This window comes from Geodermatophilus sp. URMC 61 (assembly GCF_052931555.1).
In genome coordinates this window covers 769,242-788,809 of sequence record NZ_JBRFHZ010000002.1, presented here as the reverse complement: position 1 = coordinate 788,809, position 19,568 = coordinate 769,242, and the positions used below count along the sequence as shown (strand labels likewise).

Sequence of the window (19,568 nt, the reverse complement as noted above, 5' to 3'; positions counted from 1 at the left end):
CGGGGCCGGCGGGGCCACTTGGGTCCTCCTGGGCCCGCCCGGCTCTACTCGGGCGGGCTCAGGTGGGGGCGAGGCCCATGGGGCCGTAGACCTCCTGCCCGCCGTCGAGGAGGGTCACGGTCGCCACCCCGCGCTCGAGCAGGTCGCGCCAGTTCTCCCCCAGCCAGGACTCCGCGTCGCCCTGGTTGTCCGCACGCGGCACCTCGACCCCGATCGCGGCGGGGTCGAGCTCCGCGCCCGAGGGGTCCTCCAGGCGCCAGTACCAGCTCATGCGCCGCAGGCTATAGACCCGCCGGGCCGGCCGTGCCCGGAGTGTGACCCGCGACTGGTTACCCCGGCGATCATCGGGGGCATCTGAGGACATCGACACACTCCCGCTCGGAGGACCGATGACCGACCCCACTACGGGTGCCAGCCGCGCACCCACCCCGCCCCCCGCTCCCGAGGACGCCTCGACCGGCCAGCTCGTCGGTCAGCTGACCGAGCAGATCAGCCGGCTCGTGCGTGACGAGGCCCGGCTCGCGCAGGCCGAGGTCACCCAGAAGGCCAAGCGGCTCGGCATCGGCGCCGGCCTGTTCGGCGGCGCCGGCCTGCTCGCCTTCTTCGGCACGGCCGTGCTCATCGCCGCCGCCGTCCTCGCCCTCGCCCTCGTGCTGCCCGGTTGGTTGGCCGCGCTCATCGTGGCGGTCGTGCTCCTCGCCGTCGCCGGCGTGCTCGCTCTGGTCGGCAAGAAGGACGTCGAGAAGGGCACGCCCCCCGTGCCGACCGAGGCCATCGCCAGTACCAAGGCCGACATCCAGACGGTGAAGGAGAGTGCGCGCCGGTGAGCACACCAGCCAGCCAGGGCCCGGGCGGGACGACGAACAACCAGCCGCCGGCGAACGACCCGGACGCCATCAAGGCCGAGATCGAGGCCACCCGCGAGCAGCTCGGTCGCACCGTCGACGAGCTCTCGCACCGCCTCGACGTCCCCGAGCGGGCGCGGGAGAGCGCCTACCGGGCCCGCGACACCGCGGTGGAGACCTACCGCGAGAGCCCACCCACGGTCATCGGCGCCGGCGCCGGCGTGGCCGCGCTGCTCGGCCTGCTGGTGTGGCGGCGCCGGACGAAGGACCGCCGGGTCGCCCGGCGCGCGGCCAAGCGCGCGGCCAAGCGCGAGGCGAAGGCGGCCGCCGCCCGACGTGCCGCCGCGCAGAAGGCGGCCCGCAAGGCGGCGAGGAAGACCGCGAAGAGGACGGCGAAGAGGGCGGCGAAGAGGGCGAAGGCCCGCCGGGCCGTGAGGAGGACGAAGTGACCAGCAGCAAGGGAGCCAAGCTGGCCTACCGGCCGATCGGCCTGCTGGGCGGCGTCCTGGCCGGTGTGGTGTCCGGCGCGGTGTTCAAGCAGGTCTGGAAGCGCGTGGCGAACGCGGAGGACGCGCCCGACGCGCTGCAGAGCGAGTACTCGATGAAGGAGGTCCTCCTCGCTGCCGCTCTGCAGGGCGCCATCTTCGCTGCGACGAAGGCGGCGATCGACCGCGCCGGTGCGCGCGGCTTCACGAAGCTGACCGGCAGCTGGCCGGGCGACTGACGTGGCCGGCACCCGACACCGCGACAGCGCCGTCGACCGCATCCGCCAGCGGGTCGAGGAGAAGGCGGCACGACGGGCAGCCGCGCGGGCTGCGGAGACCCGCGGGCCGGACCCGCAGGCCGACCGGTTGCCGCCGGGGGCGCCGGACGAGCAGCAGCTGCCCGGCATCACCGCGGACAAGCCGACCGAGATCCCCTGGCGGGGCTGGAAGCAGATCGTGCGACGGGCGTGGGCAGAGAACAACGCCGACAACATGCCGATCATCGGTGGCGGCGTGGCGTTCTTCGGCTTCCTGGCGATCTTCCCCGCGTTGATCGCGATGCTGAACATCTACGGGCTGGTGGCCTCCCCGGAGTCGGTCGCTCAGCAGGTCGAGGACCTCTCGGCACAGCTGCCGGAGAGCGCCGCCGACCTGATCGGGAACCAGCTCAACAGCATCGTGACCAACAGCGGCGGGGCGCTCAGCTTCGGGCTGATCGCCTCTGTGCTCGGTGCGCTGTGGAGCGCCTCGGGTGGCGTCGGGAACCTGGTGACCGCGGTCAACCTGGCCTACGACGAGGTGGAGACCCGCGGCTTCGTCAAGCGCAAGGCGATCTCCCTGGGGCTGACGCTCGGCGCGATCCTCTTCGTGCTGATCACCTTCGCCCTCGTCGCGGTGGTCCCCAACCTCCTGGACCTGCTGCCGCTCGGCCCGTTCGCCACCGTGCTCGCGCAGGTGGTCCGATGGGTCCTGCTGCTCGGCATCTTCGCCGGGTCGTTGGCGGTGCTGTACCGGGTCGCCCCGGACCGGGACGCCCCGCAGCTGCGCTGGGTGAGTCTCGGCGCCGTCGTCGTCACCGTCATCTGGGCGCTGGTGAGCCTCGGCTTCAGCATCTACGTCGACAACTTCGGGTCCTACGACAAGACCTACGGGACGATCGCCGGCGTCATCGTGCTGATGCTGTGGCTGTACCTGACCTGCTACCTGATCCTGCTCGGCGCGGAGATCAACTCCGAGGCCGAGCACCAGACGGCGGAGGACACGACCCAGGGCCCGCCCCAGCCGATGGGCGAGCGCGACGCCACGATGGCCGACTCGCTGCCCGACCCGCCGGTGCCGACCAAGGAGTCACACCAGCGCAGCTGAACAAGGACCCCTGCCTCCCACCGCTCGCAGCTCGCGGCGGGACCCTGCAGGGGGCCTCAGCGCACGTGCGAGGGGACGAAGGGCGGCCGCACGACCTGCACGGTCTGCGGCCGCCCGCGCACGTCCACGGCCAGCTCGCTGCCCTCGCCGACGCCGGAGGCGGTGTCCAGGAGGGCCAGGGCGATGCCGGTGCGCAGGGACGGCGAGAACGTGCCGCTGGTGACCTCGCCGACCCGGGCGCCGTCGGCGTCCATCACCGCCATGCCCGGACGCGGGATGCCCCGCCCGGCCGCCCGGAGCCCCCACAGCAGCCGCGCCGGACCGGCCTCCTTCTCCGCGAGCAGCGCCTCGCGGCCCCAGAACGCCGGCTTGCGCCAGCCCACCGCCCAGCCGGCGCGGGCCTGCACCGGCGTGATGTCGGTCGAGAGCTCGTGGCCGTGCAGCGGGTACCCCATCTCGGTGCGCAGCGTGTCGCGAGCGCCCAGCCCGCACAGCCGCAGGCCCTCGTCCTGACCGGTCTCCACCAGGACGTCCCACAGCTCGCCGGCGCGGTCGGCGGCCACCAGCAGCTCGTAGCCGTGCTCGCCGGTGTAGCCGGTGCGGCAGACGGTGACCTCTGCGGAGCCGCCGCCCACACCGGTCACGAAGGACATGTACGGCAGCTCGCCGGGCAGCCCGAGGAACGCCAGCAGCTGCGGTGACCGGGGCCCCTGCACGGCCAGGACGGCGACCTCGGTGTGCCGGTCGGTGACCGTCACTCCGGCCGGTGCGGCGTCGGTGAGCCGGGCCACCACCTCGGCGGCGTTGGCGGCGTTGGGCACGAGCAGGACGTCGTCCGGGCCGTGCAGGTAGACGATCAGGTCGTCGACCACTCCCCCGGCACGCGGGTCGCCGTCGGGCAGGCAGCACATCGTGTACTGCGCCTGGCCCGGTCCGATGCGGGACAGGTCGTTGGTCAGGCAGCTGTCGACGAAGGCCGCCGCCCCCGGGCCGCGCACCGTCGCGGTGCCCAGGTGCGAGACGTCGAACAGGCCCACACGCGTGCGGACGGCCTCGTGCTCGGCCAGCACCCCGCCCCCGGCGTACTCGATCGGCATCGACCAGCCGCCGAAGTCGGCCAGCTTGGCACCGGCCGCGACGTGCCGGTCGTGCAGGGGGGAGGTCAGCGGGGTCACGGACGGCACGCTATCGGTGCCGGCGGTGACCGGTGGGCCCGCCCGCAGGCACACCTGCAGGCACAAGGGCCCCTCACTCCCACCGTTCGCGGTGCCCGGGAGGGGGTCACCGCGGAGGTGGGGGCAGGGCGGCCCCGTCCCGGGTCCGGCCCGAGGCTGGGGAGGCCGGGGAGGACGGGTGGCCCCTCTGCAGGGGCCACCCGTGAGCTGGCGAACGGTGGGGGCAGAGGGGTCCTTCTAGGATCGAGCGGTGCCGCCGACGATCTCCGCCACCGACCGCCCGCTCGAGAAGCTCTCCGCCGACGCCGTCGTCGTCGGCATCGGGAAGGGGCCCGACGGCCCGCTCCCCACGCCCGGCGCGGAGGCCGTCGACCGGCTGCTGGGCGGTCGCCTGCTGCCCGCCCTCGCCGACCTGGCCGCCCGCGGTGCGGAGGACGAGGTCACCCGGGTCGCCGCGCTCGGTCAGGGCCCGTTCCCCGTCGTCGCCGCCGTCGGCCTCGGCGCACCTCAGACCGGAGGCGGGTACGCCCCCGACGCGGTCCGCCGGGCCGCCGGTGCCGCCAGCCGGGCGCTGTCGGGCCGCGGCTCGGTCGTCACCCTGCTGGCCGCGGTCGGCGGGACACCCGACGAGCTGCGGCTGCACGCCGTCGGCGAGGGCAGCCTGCTGGGTGCCTACGAGTTCACCGCCTACAAGTCCGACACCGCCGGCCGGCCCGTCCCGCCGCGCGAGTTCACCGTGGTCGTCCCCGACGCCGGGGCCGCGAAGGGGCCGCTGGAGCGCGTCCGCGCCGTCGCCGACGCCGTCGCGCTGGTGCGCGACCTGGTCAACACCCCGCCCAACGACCTCTTCCCGGCCGAGCTGGCGGCGCGGGGCGCCGCGGCGGGCAAGCGCGCCGGGCTGGACGTCGAGGTGCTCGACGAGGCGGCCCTGGCCGCCGGCGGCTACGGCGGCGTCCTCGCCGTCGGCGGCGGCTCGACGCGTGGACCCCGCGTGCTCCGGCTGACCTACCGCGGGAAGAGGGCGCGCAAGAAGGTCGCGCTGGTCGGCAAGGGCATCACCTTCGACAGCGGCGGCCTGTCGATCAAGCCGGCCGCCAACATGCACCACATGACCAGCGACATGGCGGGGGCGGCCGCCGTGATCGCCACCGTCTGCCTGGTCGCCCAGCTCGGTCTGCCCGTCGAGGTCACCGCCACCGTACCGATGGCCGAGAACCTGCCCAGCGGCTCGGCCTACCGCCCCGCCGACGTGGTGACCTTCCGCAACGGCAAGAAGGCCGAGATCACCAACACCGACGCCGAGGGCCGCGTGATCCTGGCCGACGCCCTGGCGCGGGCCGCCGAGGACTCCCCCGACGCGATCCTGGAGACCTCCACGCTGACCGGCGCGCAGCTGGTCGCCCTGGGCTCGCGCACCGCCGGCGTGATGGGCAGCGACGACCTGCGCGACGCCGTCGTGGCCGCCTCCGCCCGCAGCGGCGAGGCGATGTGGGCGATGCCGATGCCGGCCGAGCTGCGCCGCGGGCTGGACTCGCCCGTCGCGGACTTCGTCAACGCCAACGCCGACCGGATGGGCGGGATGCTCGTCGGGGCGCACTTCCTCGCCGAGTTCGTGCCCGACGGGCTGCCGTGGGCGCACATCGACATCGCCGGCCCGAGCTACAACACCGGCGCGCCGTGGGGGTACACGCCCAAGGGCGGGACCGGCGTGCCGGTGCGCACGCTGCTGGCGACCATCGAGGACCTCATCGCCGATCAGTGACGTGAGGGAACGGCCACAGGCAGGGGCCCGCCGCCAGCGTCAGCGAGTGGCGGGCCCCTGCCTGTGGTCCTTCGACCAGTCCCGCATCCGCTGCGGGTAGCCGGTCACCTGCGCGTCGTAGACGGGGATGCCGAGCTCGCGGGAGAGCCGCCGGGCGGTGTCCGGGCCGTCGATCCGTCGCCGGGTCCACTCCCCGTCCGCGGCGACCAGGACGATCGTGGTCTCGGTGACCGCCGTCCGGGGCTCGACGTACCCCTCGACGCCACGCCGGCTCGCGACGAACTGCTCGAGGTGGGTGACGTCGGCCCGCCCGGAACCCCGGTCGAGCGTGCCGCGGCCGGGCGCCCGCCCCCGCAGCCGGCCCCACAGCCCCATGTCCGCTCCCGTCCCGCCGAGGACGCGCTCGCGCGCGACGTCCGCGCTGGCAACGGTGCAGCCCGCGGGCGCGTTCCCGGAGTGGCAGGATGGGCGCGGACCATCCCCGCCCGCGTGAACGCAGACGGGACCCCGGCACCCGAGGAGAACTCGTGAGCTCACCCACCTCCCCCGCCGACCTGGTCATCCTCGGTGGTGGCTCGGGTGGCTACGCCGCCGCGCTGCGTGCTGCCGAACTCGGCATGTCCGTCGTCCTCGTCGAGAGGGACAAGGTCGGCGGCACCTGCCTGCACCGCGGCTGCATCCCCACCAAGGCCCTGCTGCACGCAGGCGAGGTCGCCGACCTGGCCCGGGAGGGCGAGCAGTTCGGCGTCAAGACGTCGCTGGCCGGCATCGACATGGACGGCGTCAACAGCTACAAGGACGGCGTCGTCTCCCGGCTCTACAAGGGCCTGCAGGGCCTGATCAAGAGCCGCAAGATCCAGTACGTCGAGGGCGAGGGCCGGCTGGTCTCCCCCACCGCGGTCGAGGTGAACGGCCAGCGCTACGAGGGCCGCCACGTCCTGCTGGCGACCGGCTCCTACGCCCGCTCGCTGCCCGGTCTCGAGATCGACGGCACCCGGGTCATCACCAGCGACCATGCGCTGAAGATGGACCGGGTGCCGGCCTCGGCGATCATCCTCGGTGGCGGCGTGATCGGCTGCGAGTTCGCCAGTGCCTGGAAGTCCTTCGGCGTCGACGTCACCATCATCGAGGCCCTGCCGCACCTGGTGCCCCTCGAGGACGAGTCGTCCTCCAAGCTCCTGGAGCGCGCCTTCCGCCGCCGCAAGATCGGCTTCGAGCTCGGGAGCCGCTTCTCGGGCGTGCAGCACACCGAGAACGGCGTCAAGGTGTCGCTCGAGAACGGCAAGGAGTTCGAGGCCGAGCTGCTGCTCGTGGCCGTGGGCCGCGGACCGGTCAGCCAGGGCCTGGGCTACGAGGAGGCCGGCGTCGCCATGGAGCGCGGCTTCGTGCTCGTCGACGAGTACCTGCGCACCAACGTGCCCACCATCTCCGCCGTCGGCGACCTGATCCCGACCCTGCAGCTGGCCCACGTCGGCTTCGCCGAGGGGATCCTCGTCGCCGAGCGGCTGGCCGGCCTCGAGCCCGCCCCGATCGACTACGCCGGGGTCCCGCGGATCACCTACTCCGACCCGGAGGTCGCCTCGGTCGGTCTCACCGAGGCGCAGGCCAAGGAGCGCTTCGGCGAGGTCAAGGTCCTCACCTACGACCTCGGCGGCAACGGCCGCAGCCAGATCCTCAAGACCGCCGGCGCGGTCAAGCTCGTGCAGGCCGTCGACGGCCCCGTGGTCGGCGTGCACATGGTCGGCAGCCGGGTCGGCGAGCTGATCGCCGAGGCCCAGCTGATCTACAACTGGGAGGCCGAGGCCGACGACGTCGCCGCCCTCATCCACCCGCACCCGACGCAGAGCGAGGCCCTGGGCGAGGCCCACCTCGCGCTCGCCGGCAAGCCGCTGCACGTGCACGGCTGACCTCCGCACCACCTCCCCACCCACCAGCGCCAGCCAGAAGGAGCCCTGCCCCGATGCCGACCTCCGTCACCATGCCCGCCCTGGGCGAGAGCGTCACCGAGGGCACGGTCACCCGATGGCTCAAGCAGGAGGGTGAGCAGGTCGAGGTCGACGAGCCCCTCCTCGAGGTCTCGACCGACAAGGTGGACACCGAGATCCCCTCGCCGGCGGCCGGCGTGCTGACCAGGATCCTCGTCGCCGAGGACGAGACGGTGGAGGTCGGCGCGGAGCTCGCGGTCATCGGCGGGGACGGCGACGGCAGCGCGCCCGCAGGCCCCGCATCGGCCGAGGACACCGACACCACCCCGCAGACCCCGGCCGACCAGGTCGAGGACGCCGGTCCCGGTCCGTCGGACGCGCCGCAGCCGGCCGCGGCCGCCCCGGCCTCCGGCGACGGCGGCCAGGGCGGTGGTCAGGGCGGCGGCGAGGGGACGCCGGTGACCATGCCGGCGCTCGGCGAGAGCGTCACCGAGGGCACCGTCACCCGCTGGCTGAAGTCCGTCGGCGACGAGGTGACCGCCGACGAGCCGCTGCTCGAGGTCTCCACCGACAAGGTCGACACCGAGATCCCCGCGCCGGTGTCGGGAACGCTCCTGTCGATCTCGGTGAACGAGGACGAGACGGTCGAGGTCGGCGCCGAGCTGGCCGTCATCGGCTCCGGGTCCGCCGGCGGGGGCGCCGCGGCGCAGGCCCCGGCCCCCTCGGCCCCGGCCGAGCAGGAGCCGCAGTCGCAGGAGGCCCCGCGTGAGCCGGCGCCCCCTGCGCAGGCGACGCGTCCGACCCCGCAGGCCGACCCGACGCCGCAGCGGGCAGAGCCGTCCTCGGAGCAGCCCGGTGCCGACTACGGCTCCGGCGGCGTGCTGCCGAGCACGTCTCCCACCGACGCGCCCTCACCGGCCCAGGCGGTCGCCCCCCAGGCGCCCGAGGCACCGAAGACCCCGGCTCCGGCACCCGCCGGTGACGGGGGCGGGCAGTACGTCACCCCGCTGGTGCGCCGGCTGGCCGCCGAGCGCGGCGTCGACCTGTCCTCGGTGACCGGTACCGGCGTCGGCGGGCGGATCCGCAAGCAGGACGTCCTCGCCGCCGCCGAGAAGGCGTCCGCCCCCGCGGAGGCCCCGGCCCCGGCTGCCGCCCCCGGCCGGCCGGCACCGAGCCCGTCACCGGCGGCCCAGCCCGACACCTCGCTGCGCGGGCGCACCGAGAAGCTCTCCCGGCTGCGCACGGTCATCGCCCGCCGGATGGTGGAGTCGCTGGCGGTCAGCGCGCAGCTGACGACGGTCGTCGAGGCCGACGTCACCGCCATCGCCCGGCTGCGGGACCGTGCCAAGAGGGACTTCGAGGCCCGTGAGGGCGTCAAGCTGTCGTTCCTGCCGTTCTTCGCCAAGGCGGCCGTCGAGGCGCTCAAGGCCCACCCGGCCGTGAACTCCTCGATCGACCTCGAGGCCGGCACGGTGACCTACCACGACGCCGAGAACCTGGGCATCGCGGTCGACACCGAGCGCGGTCTGCTGGTCCCGGTCATCAGGGAGGCCGGCGACCTGAGCATCGGCGGGCTGGCCCGCAAGATCGCCGACCTGGCCGAGCGGACCCGCACCAACAAGGTCACCCCGGACGAGCTCGGTGGCGGCACCTTCACGCTGACCAACACCGGCAGTCGCGGGGCGCTGTTCGACACGCCGATCATCAACCAGCCGCAGGTGGCGATCCTCGGCGTGGGCACCGTGGTCAAGCGCCCGGTCGTCGTCCAGGACCCCGACCTCGGCGAGGTGATCGCGGTCCGGTCGATGGTCTACCTGGCGCTGACCTACGACCACCGGATCGTCGACGGCGCCGACGCCGCCCGCTTCCTCGGGACGGTGAAGGAGCGGCTGGAGGGCGCTCAGTTCCACGGCGAGCTCGGCCTCTCCTGAACAAGGACCCCTGCCCCCATCGTGGAAGGACCCCGTCCTCCTCACCCCTCGCAAGCCGGGGCGAGCCTCGGGACGGGGCCGGCGACGGGGCCCTGCAGCGGGCCATCGATCGGGGCCCCGGCAGCAGCCGGGGTCCCGATCGCGTCCCGCACTGTGGAGGAGACAGATGAAGGTCGCGGTCACCGGCTCCTCCGGGCTGATCGGGACGCGCCTGGTGACCGCCCTGCGGGCCGACGGTCACGAGGTGCTGCGGCTGGTGCGCCGCACGCCGCGGACGGCCGACGAGCACCGGTGGGACCCCCAGCACCGGCGGATCGACCCGGCCCTGCTGTCCGACGTCGACGCCGTGGTGAACCTGGCCGGCACGCCCATCCGGCCGCGGCCCTTCACGGCCGGCTACAAGGAGCAGTTGCGCTCCAGCCGGCTCGACAGCACGGTCACGGTGAGCGAGGCGCTGGCCGGGGCAGCCGCGGCCGCCCCGGGACGCCGTCGGGTGTTGCTCTCCGCCTCGGCCGTGGGCTACTACGGCGACACCGGCGACCGGCCGGTGCAGGAGGACGCACCGCCCGGCAGTGACTTCCTGGCCCGGCTGTGCGCCGACTGGGAGGCGGCCACCCGCCCTGCCGAGGACGCGGGTGTGCGCGTGGTGCACCTGCGCACCGGCCTGGTCGTCGGCCGCGACGCCATGCTGATGCGCATCCTGGGCACGGTCTTCCGGGCCGGCCTCGGCGGGCGGATGGGCTCGGGACGGCAGTACTGGCCGTGGATCAGCCTGGACGACGAGGTCGACGCGATCCGGTTCCTGCTGTCCGCCGACGTCTCCGGACCGGTCAACCTCACCGGCCCCCGCCCAGTAACCAATGCCGAGTTCGTCCGGCGCCTCGCCGCTGCGGTGCACCGGCCGGCGGTCCTCCCGGTCCCCGGCCCCGTGCTGTCGCTGGCCCTCGGTGAGTTCGGTCGCTCCAGCGTGCTGGTCGGTCAGCGCGCCGTTCCCGCGGTCCTCGAGCGGTCCGGCTACCGGTGGACGCACCCCGAGCTCGACGACGCGCTGCGCGCGGCGTTGCAGCGCGGCTGACCCCACCTCACCCCAGCCGCTCGGCCGACGAGATCCGCCACCCCTCAGCGGTGGCCTCGATCGTCATGCGCACCTCCGCCTCGCCCCGTTCGTCGACCCTGCGCAGCGGCGGGCCCCCGGGATCGGCCGCTCGCACCACCTCGTAGGCCGGCCAGCGGTCCACCACGCGCAGGGTCACCGGGCCCGCGCCGGGCGTGCCGTCGACCAGGGTCGCGCTGACCACCTGCGGCGCGAAGCCGCGCAGCGCCTCTCCGGCGGCGACCAGGGCGGCCACGCTGTCCCGGTCGGCCGTGAGGAGGGTGCTGCCGGGGACGTACACGTCGTCGAGCAGCGGCACGGACGCGGTGGCCAGTGCCTCCGCCCGGCGCTGGTACAGGTGGGTGAGGCGATCGCGCCAGTCCTCCTCGGGCGGGGCAGCCGCCTCGGGCGCAGCGGGCTCCGGTGCAGGGGCCGGCGGCGGGTCAGCCGAGGTCCCGGGCGCAGGGATCGACGGTGGTGGGGCCGCGGGGCTCGAGGCAGCCGACGTCGGCGCGGCTGCGGGCGGGTCGGGCACCGGCTGCGGCGTGCGCGGTGTGCCGGCGGCGCGGTCGGTCAGGGCGGTCGGCTCCGGCGCCGGAGCGCTGCCCCACCGGTCGCCGAGCTGCAGTCCGAGGACGACGACGGCGACCGTGCCGGCCAGGACCGCACCCCGGCGCAGCAGCGGCCCGGACGCCGCGAGCCGGCCGCGCAGGCCGGTGCGGTCGGGCGGCGCCTCGTCGGCGACCGGTCGGTGCCGTCCGGGGACCTGGTGGGTCAGCTCGGTGCGCGGACCACGGCCGGTGCGGGCGAGCTCCTCGTCGGGCACTCCCGCCTGCGGCAGCCGCACCGGCTCGGGACGGCAGGCGTGCCGCAGGTCCAGGGCGAAGGCGGCGGCCGACCCGCGGTCGTGCGGGTCGGCCGAGAGACCGCGGGCGATCACGGCGAGCAGGTCCGGCGGGGCGCCGGGTGCGAGTTCCGCGAGGTCGGGCAGGACGCCCTCGGCGGCCACCCGGAGCGTGTCGGCGGGCGTCGCGGCGTTCCACGGCGCGACCCCGGTCAGCGCGTGGAAGGCCGCGGCGGCGACGCCGAAGACGTCCGAGGCCGGGCCGGGCGCTCCGCCGCGGGCCACGGTGGGGTCGACGTAGGCCGGCGTGACCTCACGGGCCGCCTCCTCACCCAGCACCCGCGCCACCCCGAGGTCGGTGAGCACCGGGCGGCCCTCGGCGGTGAACACGACGTTGCCGGGTGAGAGGTCGCCGTGCACGACCCCGCGTTCGTGCGCGTGCGCCAGAGCGGCGGCCACCGGGGCGAGGGCGGTGACCACCTCCCCGGGACGCAACCGGCCGCGGCGGGCCAGCAGCGCGGCCAGGCTGCCGCCGGCCAGCAGGTCCACGACGAGGGCCACCCGCGGCTGACCGCCGCGACGTGGCTCGTGCACCACCTCGTGCAACCGGACCAGGTGCGGGTGGTCGAGCTCCCCGAGCAGCGCAGCCTCGCGGGCCTGCCGCTCGGCGTCCCCGGCCACCAGCAGCTTGACGGCGACCGCAGGACCGCCGGACCGGGGCACCGCACGCCACACCTCGCCGGAGCCGCCCCGACCGAGCAGCTCCTCGAGCCGGTAGCCGGGGACCACGGGCGCTGGAGAGGACGCGGGCATGGCGGGCACCGTAAGCGGACCGGCGGCCATCCCGCTGACGCCGTCCACAGGCACCGGCCGCGTCCACGGACCCCGCCCCGGACGGACGGGACGGCTCCCGGCGTCCTAGGTTCGGGCCATGCCGCTGCCCGTCCGCGCCCACGTCGGCCGGGCCGGGCCGGCCGGCTGGTCGGTTCCCGTCCCGCCGCTGCGCCTGCGGCGACCGGTCGACCTCGGCCGCGGGCTGCTCGTGGCCGCCGACCCCCACGACACCCCGTCCATCCGGGGCGCCACGGCCGGTGGGGCGTGGGTCCCCCGCGCCGTCCTGCGCGCCCTGGGCCCCGACCAGCGAGGAGCTGCCTGACCGTGCCCGCCACCGCCCCGACCATCCTGGCCACGAGCATCGGCTTCGACTCCCGAGGTCGCGGTCCCTACGACTGGGCACCGGGTCCCGTCTTCGACCTCGCCTTCGAGCTGGCGGGTGCGCCCGAGCGGCCGCGCCTGTGCTACCTCGGCACCGCCACCGGCGACGACCCGGTGCGGGTGGCCGGCGTGTACGGCGCCTTCGCCGGCAGTGGGGTGCAGGTCAGCCACCTGAGCCTCTTCCCGATGCCCACCGTGCCCGACGTCCGCGCCCACCTGCTGGCCCAGGACGTCGTCTGGGTCGGCGGCGGCAGCGTGGCCAACCTGCTCGCGGTGTGGCGGGTGCACGGGCTGGACGAGGTGTTCCGCGAGGTGTGGGAGGCCGGTGTCGTCCTGGGCGGGGTGTCGGCCGGGTCGCTGTGCTGGCACGTCGGCGGTACCACCGACTCCTACGGCCCCGACCTGCGCCCGGTGACCAACGGGCTGGGGCTCATCCCCACGTCCAACGGGGTGCACTACGACTCCGAGGAGCAGCGCCGTCCGCTGTACCACCGGCTCGTCGCCGACGGCACGCTGCCCGGGGGGCACGCCACCGACGACGGGGTGGGGCTGGTCTACCGCGGCACCGAGCTGGTGGAGGCGGTCGCCGACCGGCCGGACAGGGCCGCCTACCGGGTGGAGCGGGGTCCCGACGGCACCGCGGTCGAGACCCGCATCGCAGCCCGGCGGCTGCGCTAGGACGGCCCCGTACCGGGAGGCCCCGTCCAGAGGTTCGCCGCGGCCCCGTCCAGGGCACCGCCGCCCCCTGCAGGGTCCCGCCGCGGCCCCGTCCACAGGCTCGCCGCGAGCGCTTGCGAGCGGTGAGGAGGACGGGGTCCTCCTACGAAGGGTGGGGATCACGGGTCCTTGCACGGCGAGGAGGACGGGGCCTTCTACGCGGTGCGGGGCAGGCCGGTCCTTTCACTACGCTGGACGCGTGACTGAGCTGCAGGTGATCCGGGCGGGCAGGGTCCCTTACGAGGAGGCCTGGGAGCGCCAGCGCGAGCTGCACGCCGCCCGGGTGGCCGGCGAGGGTCCCGACACGCTGCTCCTCCTCGAGCACCCGTCGGTCTACACCGCCGGCAAGCGGACCGAGCCGCACGAGCGGCCCCAGGACGGCACGCCCGTGGTCGACGTCGACCGCGGCGGGAAGATCACCTGGCACGGCCCGGGCCAGCTGGTCGGCTACCCGATCGTCGCGCTGCCCGACCCGGTCGACGTGGTCGCCTACGTCCGCCGGCTGGAGGGCGCGCTCATCGAGGTCTGCGCCGGCTTCGGCGTCGAGGCCGGGCGGGTCGAGGGGCGCAGCGGCGTCTGGCTGCCCGCCGACGAGCCCGGCCCGGGCAGCCGGTGGCGGCCCGAGCGCAAGATCGCCGCGATCGGCATCCGGGTGGCCCGCGGCGTGACGATGCACGGCTTCGCACTCAACTGCGACCCCGACCTCGGCGCCTTCGGTGCGATCGTCCCGTGCGGCATCGTCGACGCCGGCGTCACCTCGCTGTCGGCCGAGCTGGGCCGCGACGTGACGATCGACGAGGCCCTCGAGCCGGTCGAGAAGGCGATGCGCGCGGTCCTGACCGGGTGACCGCTGCCGCGCCGAGTGGACCCGGAGGGGTCCGCGCAGGCGCGACAGCGGCGGCTCGTCCGACAGGGGACGGCACCAGGACCCCGGCGTCCGGGGGGACGACGGTGTCCGGGCCCGGCGGAGGCGTCCGGCAGGACGACGGTGCCGCTACCCCAGGACGAAGTTGACCAGCCGGCCGGGGACGGCGACGACGCGGCGCACCGTCTTCCCGTCCAGGTGCGCCGCGACCTTCTCGTCGGCCCGGGCGGCGGCCTCCAGCGCGGCGGCGTCGGCGTCCGCCGGCACGGTCACCTGGGCGCGCACCTTGCCGTTGACCTGGACGGCGACCTGCACCGTGTCCTCGACCAGCCAGCGCTCGTCGGCCTCGGGGAACGGGTGCCAGGCCAGCGAGTGCTCGTGGCCCAGCCGCGCCCACAGCTCCTCGGCGATGTGCGGGGCCAGCGGCGCGACCAGCAGCACCAGCGGCTCGGCCACCGACCGCGGCACCGCGGAGTCGCCGCCGTACGCCTGCGTCAGGTGGTTGGTCAGCTCGGTGATCCGGGCGATGGCGATGTTGAAGCGCAGCGTCGCCATGCCGTCGCGGACCCCGGCGATCGCCCGGTGCAGCGCCCGCAGCGTCTCCTCGGCCGGCTCCACGTCGTCCGCCGTCCGGACCGCGCCGGTCTCCTCGTCGACGACGACACGCCAGATCCGCTGGAGCAGCCGCTGCGAGCCGACGACGGCCTTCGTCTCCCACGGCCGGGACTGCTCCAGCGGGCCGGTCGACATCTCGTAGACCCGGAGCGTGTCGGCGCCGTACGCGGCGATCATCTCGTCCGGCGTCACCATGTTCTTCAGGCTCTTGCCCATCTTCCCGTACTCACGGTTGACGGGCCTGCCCTCGTGGGTGAACCGGCCGTCCTCCTCGACCACCTCGGCTGCGGGCACGTAGAAGCCGCGTTCGTCGGTGTAGGCGTAGGCGGAGATGTAGCCCTGGTTGACCAGCCGGCGGAACGGCTCCTGGCTGGAGACGTAGCCCAGGTCGTGCAGCACCTTGTGCCAGAAGCGCGCGTACAGCAGGTGCAGCACGGCGTGCTCCATGCCGCCGACGTACAGGTCGACGCCGCCGACGTCGCCGGGCTCGCGTGGGCCCAGCCAGTAGCGCTCCAGCTCCGGGTCGACCATGCGGGTGTCGTCGGAGGGGTCCAGGTAGCGCAGGTAGTACCAGCACGAGCCGGCCCAGTTGGGCATCGTGTTGGTCTCGCGCCGGTATTTCTTCGGCCCGTCGCCGAGGTCCAGCTCCACCGTCGTCCAGTCGGTGACGCGCGACAGCGGCGGCTCGGGCAGGGAGTCGGCGTCGTCGTCGGCGTACGTCTTGGGCGAGTAGTCGTCGACCTCGGGCAGCAGCACCGGCAGCATCGAGTCCGGGACGGCGACGGGCAGGTCGTTCTCGTCGTAGACGATCGGGAAGGGCTCGCCCCAGTAGCGCTGTCGGCTGAACAGCCAGTCGCGCAGCTTGTAGGTGGTGGTCGCCTCGCCGTGGCCGTGCTCGACCAGCCAGTCGGTGATCCGCGCGATGGCCGTCGCCTTGTCCAGGCCGTTCAGCGAGATCTCGTCGTTGGCCGAGTTGATCATCGGGCCGGCGCCGGTGTAGGCGCCGCCCTCGAAGTCCTCCGGCGGCTGCACCGTGCGGACGACGGGCAGCCCGAAGACCTGCGCGAACTCGTAGTCGCGGGTGTCCTCACCGGGGACGGCCATGATGGCTCCGGTGCCGTACCCGGTCAGCACGTAGTCGGCGATGAACACCGGCAGCTCGCGGCCGTTGACCGGGTTCACCGCGGTGACGCCCAGCCAGACGCCGGTCCTCTCCCGGGCGGTGTCCTGCCGGTCCAGCTCCGAGCGGCGGGACGCCTGCAGCTGGTATGCCTTCACCGCCTCGCGCGGGGTCGCCGCTCCCCCGGTCCACCGCGGGTCGGTGCCGTCCGGCCACGCGGCGGCGGTCAGCGCCTCGACCAGGGGGTGCTCGGGCGCCAGCACCATGTAGGTGGCACCGAACAGCGTGTCGGGCCGGGTGGTGAAGACCTCGATGCTCGGGTCACCCGCGGCGAAGCGGATCTTCGCGCCCACCGAGCGGCCGATCCAGTTGCGCTGCATCAGCTTCACCGAGTCCGACCAGTCCAGCCGGTCCAGGTCGTCCAGCAGCCGGTCGGCGTAGGCGGTGATCCGCATCATCCACTGGGTCAGCGGACGCCGGAACACCGGGAAGTTGCCGCGCTCGGAGCGCCCGTCGGGCGTGACCTCCTCGTTGGACAGCACCGTGCCCAGGCCCGGGCACCAGTTGACCGGCGCCTGGTGCAGGTAGGCCAGCCGGTGCGCGTCGACGATCCGCCGCCGCTCGACGTCGTCCAGCTCGGCCCACGGCCGGCCGGTGTCGTTCGTCCCCGGGGCGGGCTCGCGCGTGCCGGCGTCCAGCTCGGCGACCAGCTCGTCGATCCGGCGCGCCTTCCCGGCCTCCTCGTCGAACCACGAGCCGAAGACCTGCAGGAAGATCCACTGGGTCCACTTGTAGTAGCCCGGGTCGATCGTCGCGAAGGTGCGGCGCTCGTCGTGGTCGACGCCCAGCCGGCGCAGCTGGGCCTTGATGGCCGCGATGTTGGCCTCGGTGGTGATCCGCGGGTGCTGCCCGGTCTGGACGGCGTACTGCTCGGCGGGCAGGCCGAAGGCGTCGTAGCCCATGGGGTGAAGCACGTTGGCGCCGTCCATGCGGCGGAACCGGCTGGTGGCGTCGGTGCCCAGGTACCCCAGCGGGTGGCCGACGTGCAGGCCGGCGCCCGAGGGGTACGGGAACATGTCCATCACGAAGTACTTGGGCCGGTCGGCGACCCGCTCGAAGCCCTCGGACAGCCGGCCCGTCGGGTTCGGGGTGTGGAACGTCCCCTCGGCCGCCCAGCGGTCCTGCCAGGCGAGCTCGATGCGCTGCGCCAGGGCGGGCGTGTAGCGGTGCGGCGGGACGTCCCCCGCCTGCTCGACACTCGGCTGGTCGGCCGTCTGGCTCATCGTCGTGCTCCTGGTCCTCGGGGTGCTCGTACCGGCGGCGGACAGCAAAAGACCCCTCACGCAGGAGGGGTCGCCGTGCTGACTGGGGATCTCAGGTCAGCACGGCCGCGCGAGGAGGAGCCGCCTGGTCACGCCCTCGATGCTACCGCGCAGCTCCCTCGCGCCGCGGCACCGGCGCAGACCCTCGACCTCGAGGAGAGCTGTAGGGTGCTCGGGCCGTGCCCCACCTGAGCGGCGCGACAGCCCCTGAGGAGTGAGGCGTGCCGACCGCTCCCTCCACCTGCGCGGGCTGAGGGCCGATGCCCTCGTGTGAGGACGACCCAGCTGCCGGAACGGGGACGACTGCTGCCGCGGGCAGCGCTCATCGCGGTGCTCGTCTGCGCCGCCGCCTTCGCGACCGGAGTCGGGAGTGCGCCCCACTCCGGCGGCACCGCGATCGTCTACGACCTGCTGTTGTTCAACGCGGTCCCCGTCGCGGCGGCCGTGTTCTGTCTGCGCGCCGCAAAGCGGGTCCCCGAGGATCGCGTGGCGTGGCGAGGAGCCGCCGTCGCGTTCTCCTTGAGCGTGGCCGGCAACGTGCTCTTCGCCCTCACCGCGGCACCTCTCCCCGAGGCGCCGTTCCCCTCGATCGCCGACGTCCCCTGGCTGGCGACCTATCCGGCGCTCTACGTCGTCGCCGTTGCGCTGGTGGCTGCCCGGGTCCGGGACCTGCGGCCGAGCACCTGGCTCGACGGGCTCATCGGGGCGCTGGGCATCACGTCGGTCGCGGCGACGCTCTTCATCGCGCCGGCGGTCCAGGCGCACGACCTGGATGGGCTGGCCACCGCCGCCACCTACGCCTACCCCGTGGCCGACGTGCTGCTGCTGGCCCTGCTCGGAGCGGTACTGAGCGTCCTGGGTCTGCGTGTGGACAGGGTCATCGTGCTGCTCTGCGCCGTCCTGGCCTCCAAGCTGCTCGGGGACCTGCTCCTCGCCGCGGCCCAGGCCGGTGACGGCTACGTCCCCGGTGGCCCCCTGGACCTCACATGGATGGCGAATGCCGTCGTCACATGTCTGGCCGCCCATGCCGCCCGCCCCCGGGACACTGCTGCGCAGTCACCCGCCGCGACGTCACGGACCGGATGGCGTGTCGTCACCATCCCGCTCGCCTGCAACGTCGCCAGCCTGGCGGTGCTGGCGCCCGAGTGGGGTGAGGGCACGCTCAGCGTGGGAGGGGCCTGCGCGCTCGGCTGCGTCCTGGCGTCCCTGGCCCGTACCGCGGCGACCGTCCGGGAGACGCGCGCGCTGGACGAGGTGACCCGGCAGGCCAGCACCGACGAGCTGACCGGCCTGCCGAACCGGCGGGCCCTGCTGACCGCGGCCGAGCAGCACCTCGCGCGATCGGGTCCGGCGGCCCTGCTGCTGCTCGACCTCGACGGCTTCAAGGCGGTGAACGACGGCCTCGGGCACGCCGCCGGCGACGAACTGCTCCGCCGCATCGGCCAGGTCGCCCGGCCGGCGCTGCGTCCGGGCGACCTCCTGGCGCGCCTGGGCGGGGACGAGTTCGCCGTCCTGCTCCCGGACACCGACGCCGCCGCGGCCGAGGAGTGCGCCCGTCGCCTGCACACCGTGGTGTGTCAGCCGCTGACGGTCGCCGGGACCCCGGTCCGGGTCGGCGTCAGCATCGGCGTGGCGACCGCCGCCGGCTCCGGGCGCACGGTCGCCGACCTGCTCCGGCAGGCCGACGCCGGCATGTACGCCGCGAAGGCCCAGCTCGGCGGCGTCAGGGTCCACGCGGCCGACAGCGACCGGGACCGTCCGGCCGTCCCGGCCGTGCCCGACAGCCCCGACACGCCCACTCCCCCGGTGCGATTCCGGGTCGTGCCCGGCCGGGACGGAGGACCGACCTTCGTCGAGGCGGTGCTGCCGCCCGCCGGGTGCACGACCGCGCCGGACCTCCTCGAGGAGGTCCTCCGGGCGGTCACCGGGTGGTGGCCCGACACCCCCGTCCCCGTCCAGGTGCCGCTCGGCGCGGCCGACCTGGGCGATCCCCGACTGCCCGATCGGCTCGGTGCCGCCCTGCTGCGGCACGGGCTCCCACCCCGGTCCCTCGAGCTGCGAGTGGACCAGGGGGCGCTGCAGGCCCCCGCGGAGACGGTCGAGCTGTTGCACGCCGTCCGGGACCGGGGCATCAGGACCGCGGTCCACGCCCCCGGCGCCGGGCTCCTCACCCTCGCCGCGATCCGCGACCTGCCGGCCGACCGCATCCACCTCGACAGCAGCCTGACCGGCGACGTGGACACGGAACCACGCGCCCTCCTGGTGGTGGAGCACACCGTCGCCCTGGCG

General features: G+C 74.7%; 16 protein-coding genes and 1 pseudogene. 12 read left to right on the top strand and 5 right to left on the bottom strand.

Translation table 11 applies throughout. The features are described from left to right. Nucleotides 1-58: 58 nt before the first annotated feature. Nucleotides 59-271: a hypothetical protein gene (locus tag ACU610_RS03725; RefSeq protein WP_446766369.1), complete on the bottom strand. Its 213-nt coding sequence runs from the start codon at nt 269-271 to the stop codon at nt 59-61. Nucleotides 272-389: 118 nt separating this feature from the next. Here ACU610_RS03725 and ACU610_RS03720 point away from each other — a divergent pair, with 118 nt between their 5' ends. From ACU610_RS03720 to ACU610_RS03705, 4 genes are read left to right on the top strand one after another with little or no spacing between them, the layout of a single operon-like run. Next, nucleotides 390-827 (top strand): phage holin family protein, encoded by a 438-nt coding sequence (locus ACU610_RS03720; RefSeq protein WP_446766368.1) that lies wholly within the window; start codon nt 390-392, stop codon nt 825-827. Next, nucleotides 824-1,294 (top strand): DUF3618 domain-containing protein, encoded by a 471-nt coding sequence (locus tag ACU610_RS03715; RefSeq protein WP_446766367.1) that lies wholly within the window; start codon nt 824-826, stop codon nt 1,292-1,294. The genes ACU610_RS03720 and ACU610_RS03715 overlap by 4 nt, the downstream gene beginning before the upstream one ends. Next, nucleotides 1,291-1,569 (top strand): DUF4235 domain-containing protein, encoded by a 279-nt coding sequence (locus ACU610_RS03710; RefSeq protein WP_446766366.1) that lies wholly within the window; start codon nt 1,291-1,293, stop codon nt 1,567-1,569. Before ACU610_RS03715 ends, ACU610_RS03710 begins: the two co-directional genes overlap by 4 nt. A 1-nt stretch (nt 1,570) precedes the next feature. Further along, the gene (locus ACU610_RS03705) at nt 1,571-2,695 is read left to right on the top strand and encodes a YihY/virulence factor BrkB family protein (protein ID WP_446766365.1); all 1,125 of its coding nucleotides are present in this window, start codon (nt 1,571-1,573) and stop codon (nt 2,693-2,695) included. 56 nt (nt 2,696-2,751) lie between these two features. Here the strand turns inward: ACU610_RS03705 and gcvT are convergent, their stop codons facing one another. After that, a complete protein-coding gene (gcvT, locus tag ACU610_RS03700) occupies nt 2,752-3,870 on the bottom strand; it encodes a glycine cleavage system aminomethyltransferase GcvT (RefSeq protein ID WP_446766364.1) in 1,119 nt (372 codons plus the stop codon). A 250-nt stretch (nt 3,871-4,120) separates the two neighbouring features. On the opposite strand from gcvT, the gene ACU610_RS03695 reads away from it, so the two are divergent. Beyond that, nucleotides 4,121-5,632: a leucyl aminopeptidase gene (locus ACU610_RS03695; protein WP_446766363.1), complete on the top strand. Its 1,512-nt coding sequence runs from the start codon at nt 4,121-4,123 to the stop codon at nt 5,630-5,632. Nucleotides 5,633-5,671: 39 nt separating this feature from the next. Here the strand turns inward: ACU610_RS03695 and ACU610_RS03690 are convergent, their stop codons facing one another. Beyond that, on the bottom strand, nt 5,672-6,007 hold the full coding sequence (locus ACU610_RS03690) for an oxidoreductase (RefSeq protein WP_446766362.1): 336 nt from the start codon (nt 6,005-6,007) through the stop codon (nt 5,672-5,674). Between the two features lie 152 nt (nt 6,008-6,159). Between ACU610_RS03690 and lpdA the strand changes: the two genes are divergently transcribed. The 3 genes from lpdA (at nt 6,160) to ACU610_RS03675 (ending at nt 10,563) form a co-directional block, all read left to right on the top strand. After that, nucleotides 6,160-7,539 carry a dihydrolipoyl dehydrogenase gene (gene lpdA, locus ACU610_RS03685; protein WP_446766361.1) on the top strand — a complete coding sequence of 460 codons (1,380 nt, stop codon included), beginning with the start codon at nt 6,160-6,162 and terminating at the stop codon, nt 7,537-7,539. A gap of 53 nt (nt 7,540-7,592) precedes the next feature. Next, on the top strand, nt 7,593-9,488 hold the full coding sequence (gene sucB, locus ACU610_RS03680; protein ID WP_446766360.1) for a 2-oxoglutarate dehydrogenase, E2 component, dihydrolipoamide succinyltransferase: 1,896 nt from the start codon (nt 7,593-7,595) through the stop codon (nt 9,486-9,488). A 166-nt stretch (nt 9,489-9,654) separates the two neighbouring features. Further along, nucleotides 9,655-10,563 carry a TIGR01777 family oxidoreductase gene (locus tag ACU610_RS03675; protein WP_446766359.1) on the top strand — a complete coding sequence of 303 codons (909 nt, stop codon included), beginning with the start codon at nt 9,655-9,657 and terminating at the stop codon, nt 10,561-10,563. A gap of 7 nt (nt 10,564-10,570) precedes the next feature. Here the strand turns inward: ACU610_RS03675 and ACU610_RS03670 are convergent, their stop codons facing one another. After that, nucleotides 10,571-12,238 carry a protein kinase domain-containing protein gene (locus ACU610_RS03670; protein ID WP_446766358.1) on the bottom strand — a complete coding sequence of 556 codons (1,668 nt, stop codon included), beginning with the start codon at nt 12,236-12,238 and terminating at the stop codon, nt 10,571-10,573. A 118-nt stretch (nt 12,239-12,356) separates the two neighbouring features. On the opposite strand from ACU610_RS03670, the gene ACU610_RS03665 reads away from it, so the two are divergent. The 3 genes from ACU610_RS03665 (at nt 12,357) to lipB (ending at nt 14,204) form a co-directional block, all read left to right on the top strand. Next, nucleotides 12,357-12,581, top strand: coding sequence for a hypothetical protein (locus tag ACU610_RS03665; protein ID WP_446766357.1), 225 nt, complete (start codon nt 12,357-12,359; stop codon nt 12,579-12,581). Nucleotides 12,582-12,583: 2 nt separating this feature from the next. After that, nucleotides 12,584-13,318 (top strand): Type 1 glutamine amidotransferase-like domain-containing protein, encoded by a 735-nt coding sequence (locus tag ACU610_RS03660; protein ID WP_446766356.1) that lies wholly within the window; start codon nt 12,584-12,586, stop codon nt 13,316-13,318. A gap of 238 nt (nt 13,319-13,556) precedes the next feature. Further along, a complete protein-coding gene (gene lipB / locus ACU610_RS03655) occupies nt 13,557-14,204 on the top strand; it encodes a lipoyl(octanoyl) transferase LipB (protein WP_446766355.1) in 648 nt (215 codons plus the stop codon). A gap of 147 nt (nt 14,205-14,351) precedes the next feature. Here lipB and leuS read toward each other — a convergent pair whose 3' ends face one another. After that, entirely contained in the window at nt 14,352-17,240 is a 2,889-nt protein-coding gene (leuS, locus tag ACU610_RS03650; RefSeq protein ID WP_446766354.1) for a leucine--tRNA ligase, read from the bottom strand. Between the two features lie 1,029 nt (nt 17,241-18,269). Here leuS and ACU610_RS03645 point away from each other — a divergent pair. After that, a pseudogene (locus tag ACU610_RS03645) lies at nt 18,270-19,541 on the top strand (diguanylate cyclase domain-containing protein); the annotation flags it as partial. Between the last annotated feature and the right edge of the window lie 27 nt (nt 19,542-19,568).

Excerpts from the sequence above, each read along its gene's own strand:
- ACU610_RS03690 (WP_446766362.1), bottom strand. The coding sequence starts at position 6,007 with ATGGGGCTGTGGGGCCGGCTGCGGGGGCGGGCGCCCGGCCGCGGCACG.
- ACU610_RS03675 (WP_446766359.1), top strand. The coding sequence starts at position 9,655 with ATGAAGGTCGCGGTCACCGGCTCCTCCGGGCTGATCGGGACGCGCCTG.
- sucB (WP_446766360.1), top strand. The coding sequence starts at position 7,593 with ATGCCGACCTCCGTCACCATGCCCGCCCTGGGCGAGAGCGTCACCGAG.
- ACU610_RS03720 (WP_446766368.1), top strand. The coding sequence starts at position 390 with ATGACCGACCCCACTACGGGTGCCAGCCGCGCACCCACCCCGCCCCCC.
- leuS (WP_446766354.1), bottom strand. The coding sequence starts at position 17,240 with ATGAGCCAGACGGCCGACCAGCCGAGTGTCGAGCAGGCGGGGGACGTC.
- ACU610_RS03665 (WP_446766357.1), top strand. The coding sequence starts at position 12,357 with ATGCCGCTGCCCGTCCGCGCCCACGTCGGCCGGGCCGGGCCGGCCGGC.
- ACU610_RS03670 (WP_446766358.1), bottom strand. The coding sequence starts at position 12,238 with ATGCCCGCGTCCTCTCCAGCGCCCGTGGTCCCCGGCTACCGGCTCGAG.
- ACU610_RS03725 (WP_446766369.1), bottom strand. The coding sequence starts at position 271 with ATGAGCTGGTACTGGCGCCTGGAGGACCCCTCGGGCGCGGAGCTCGAC.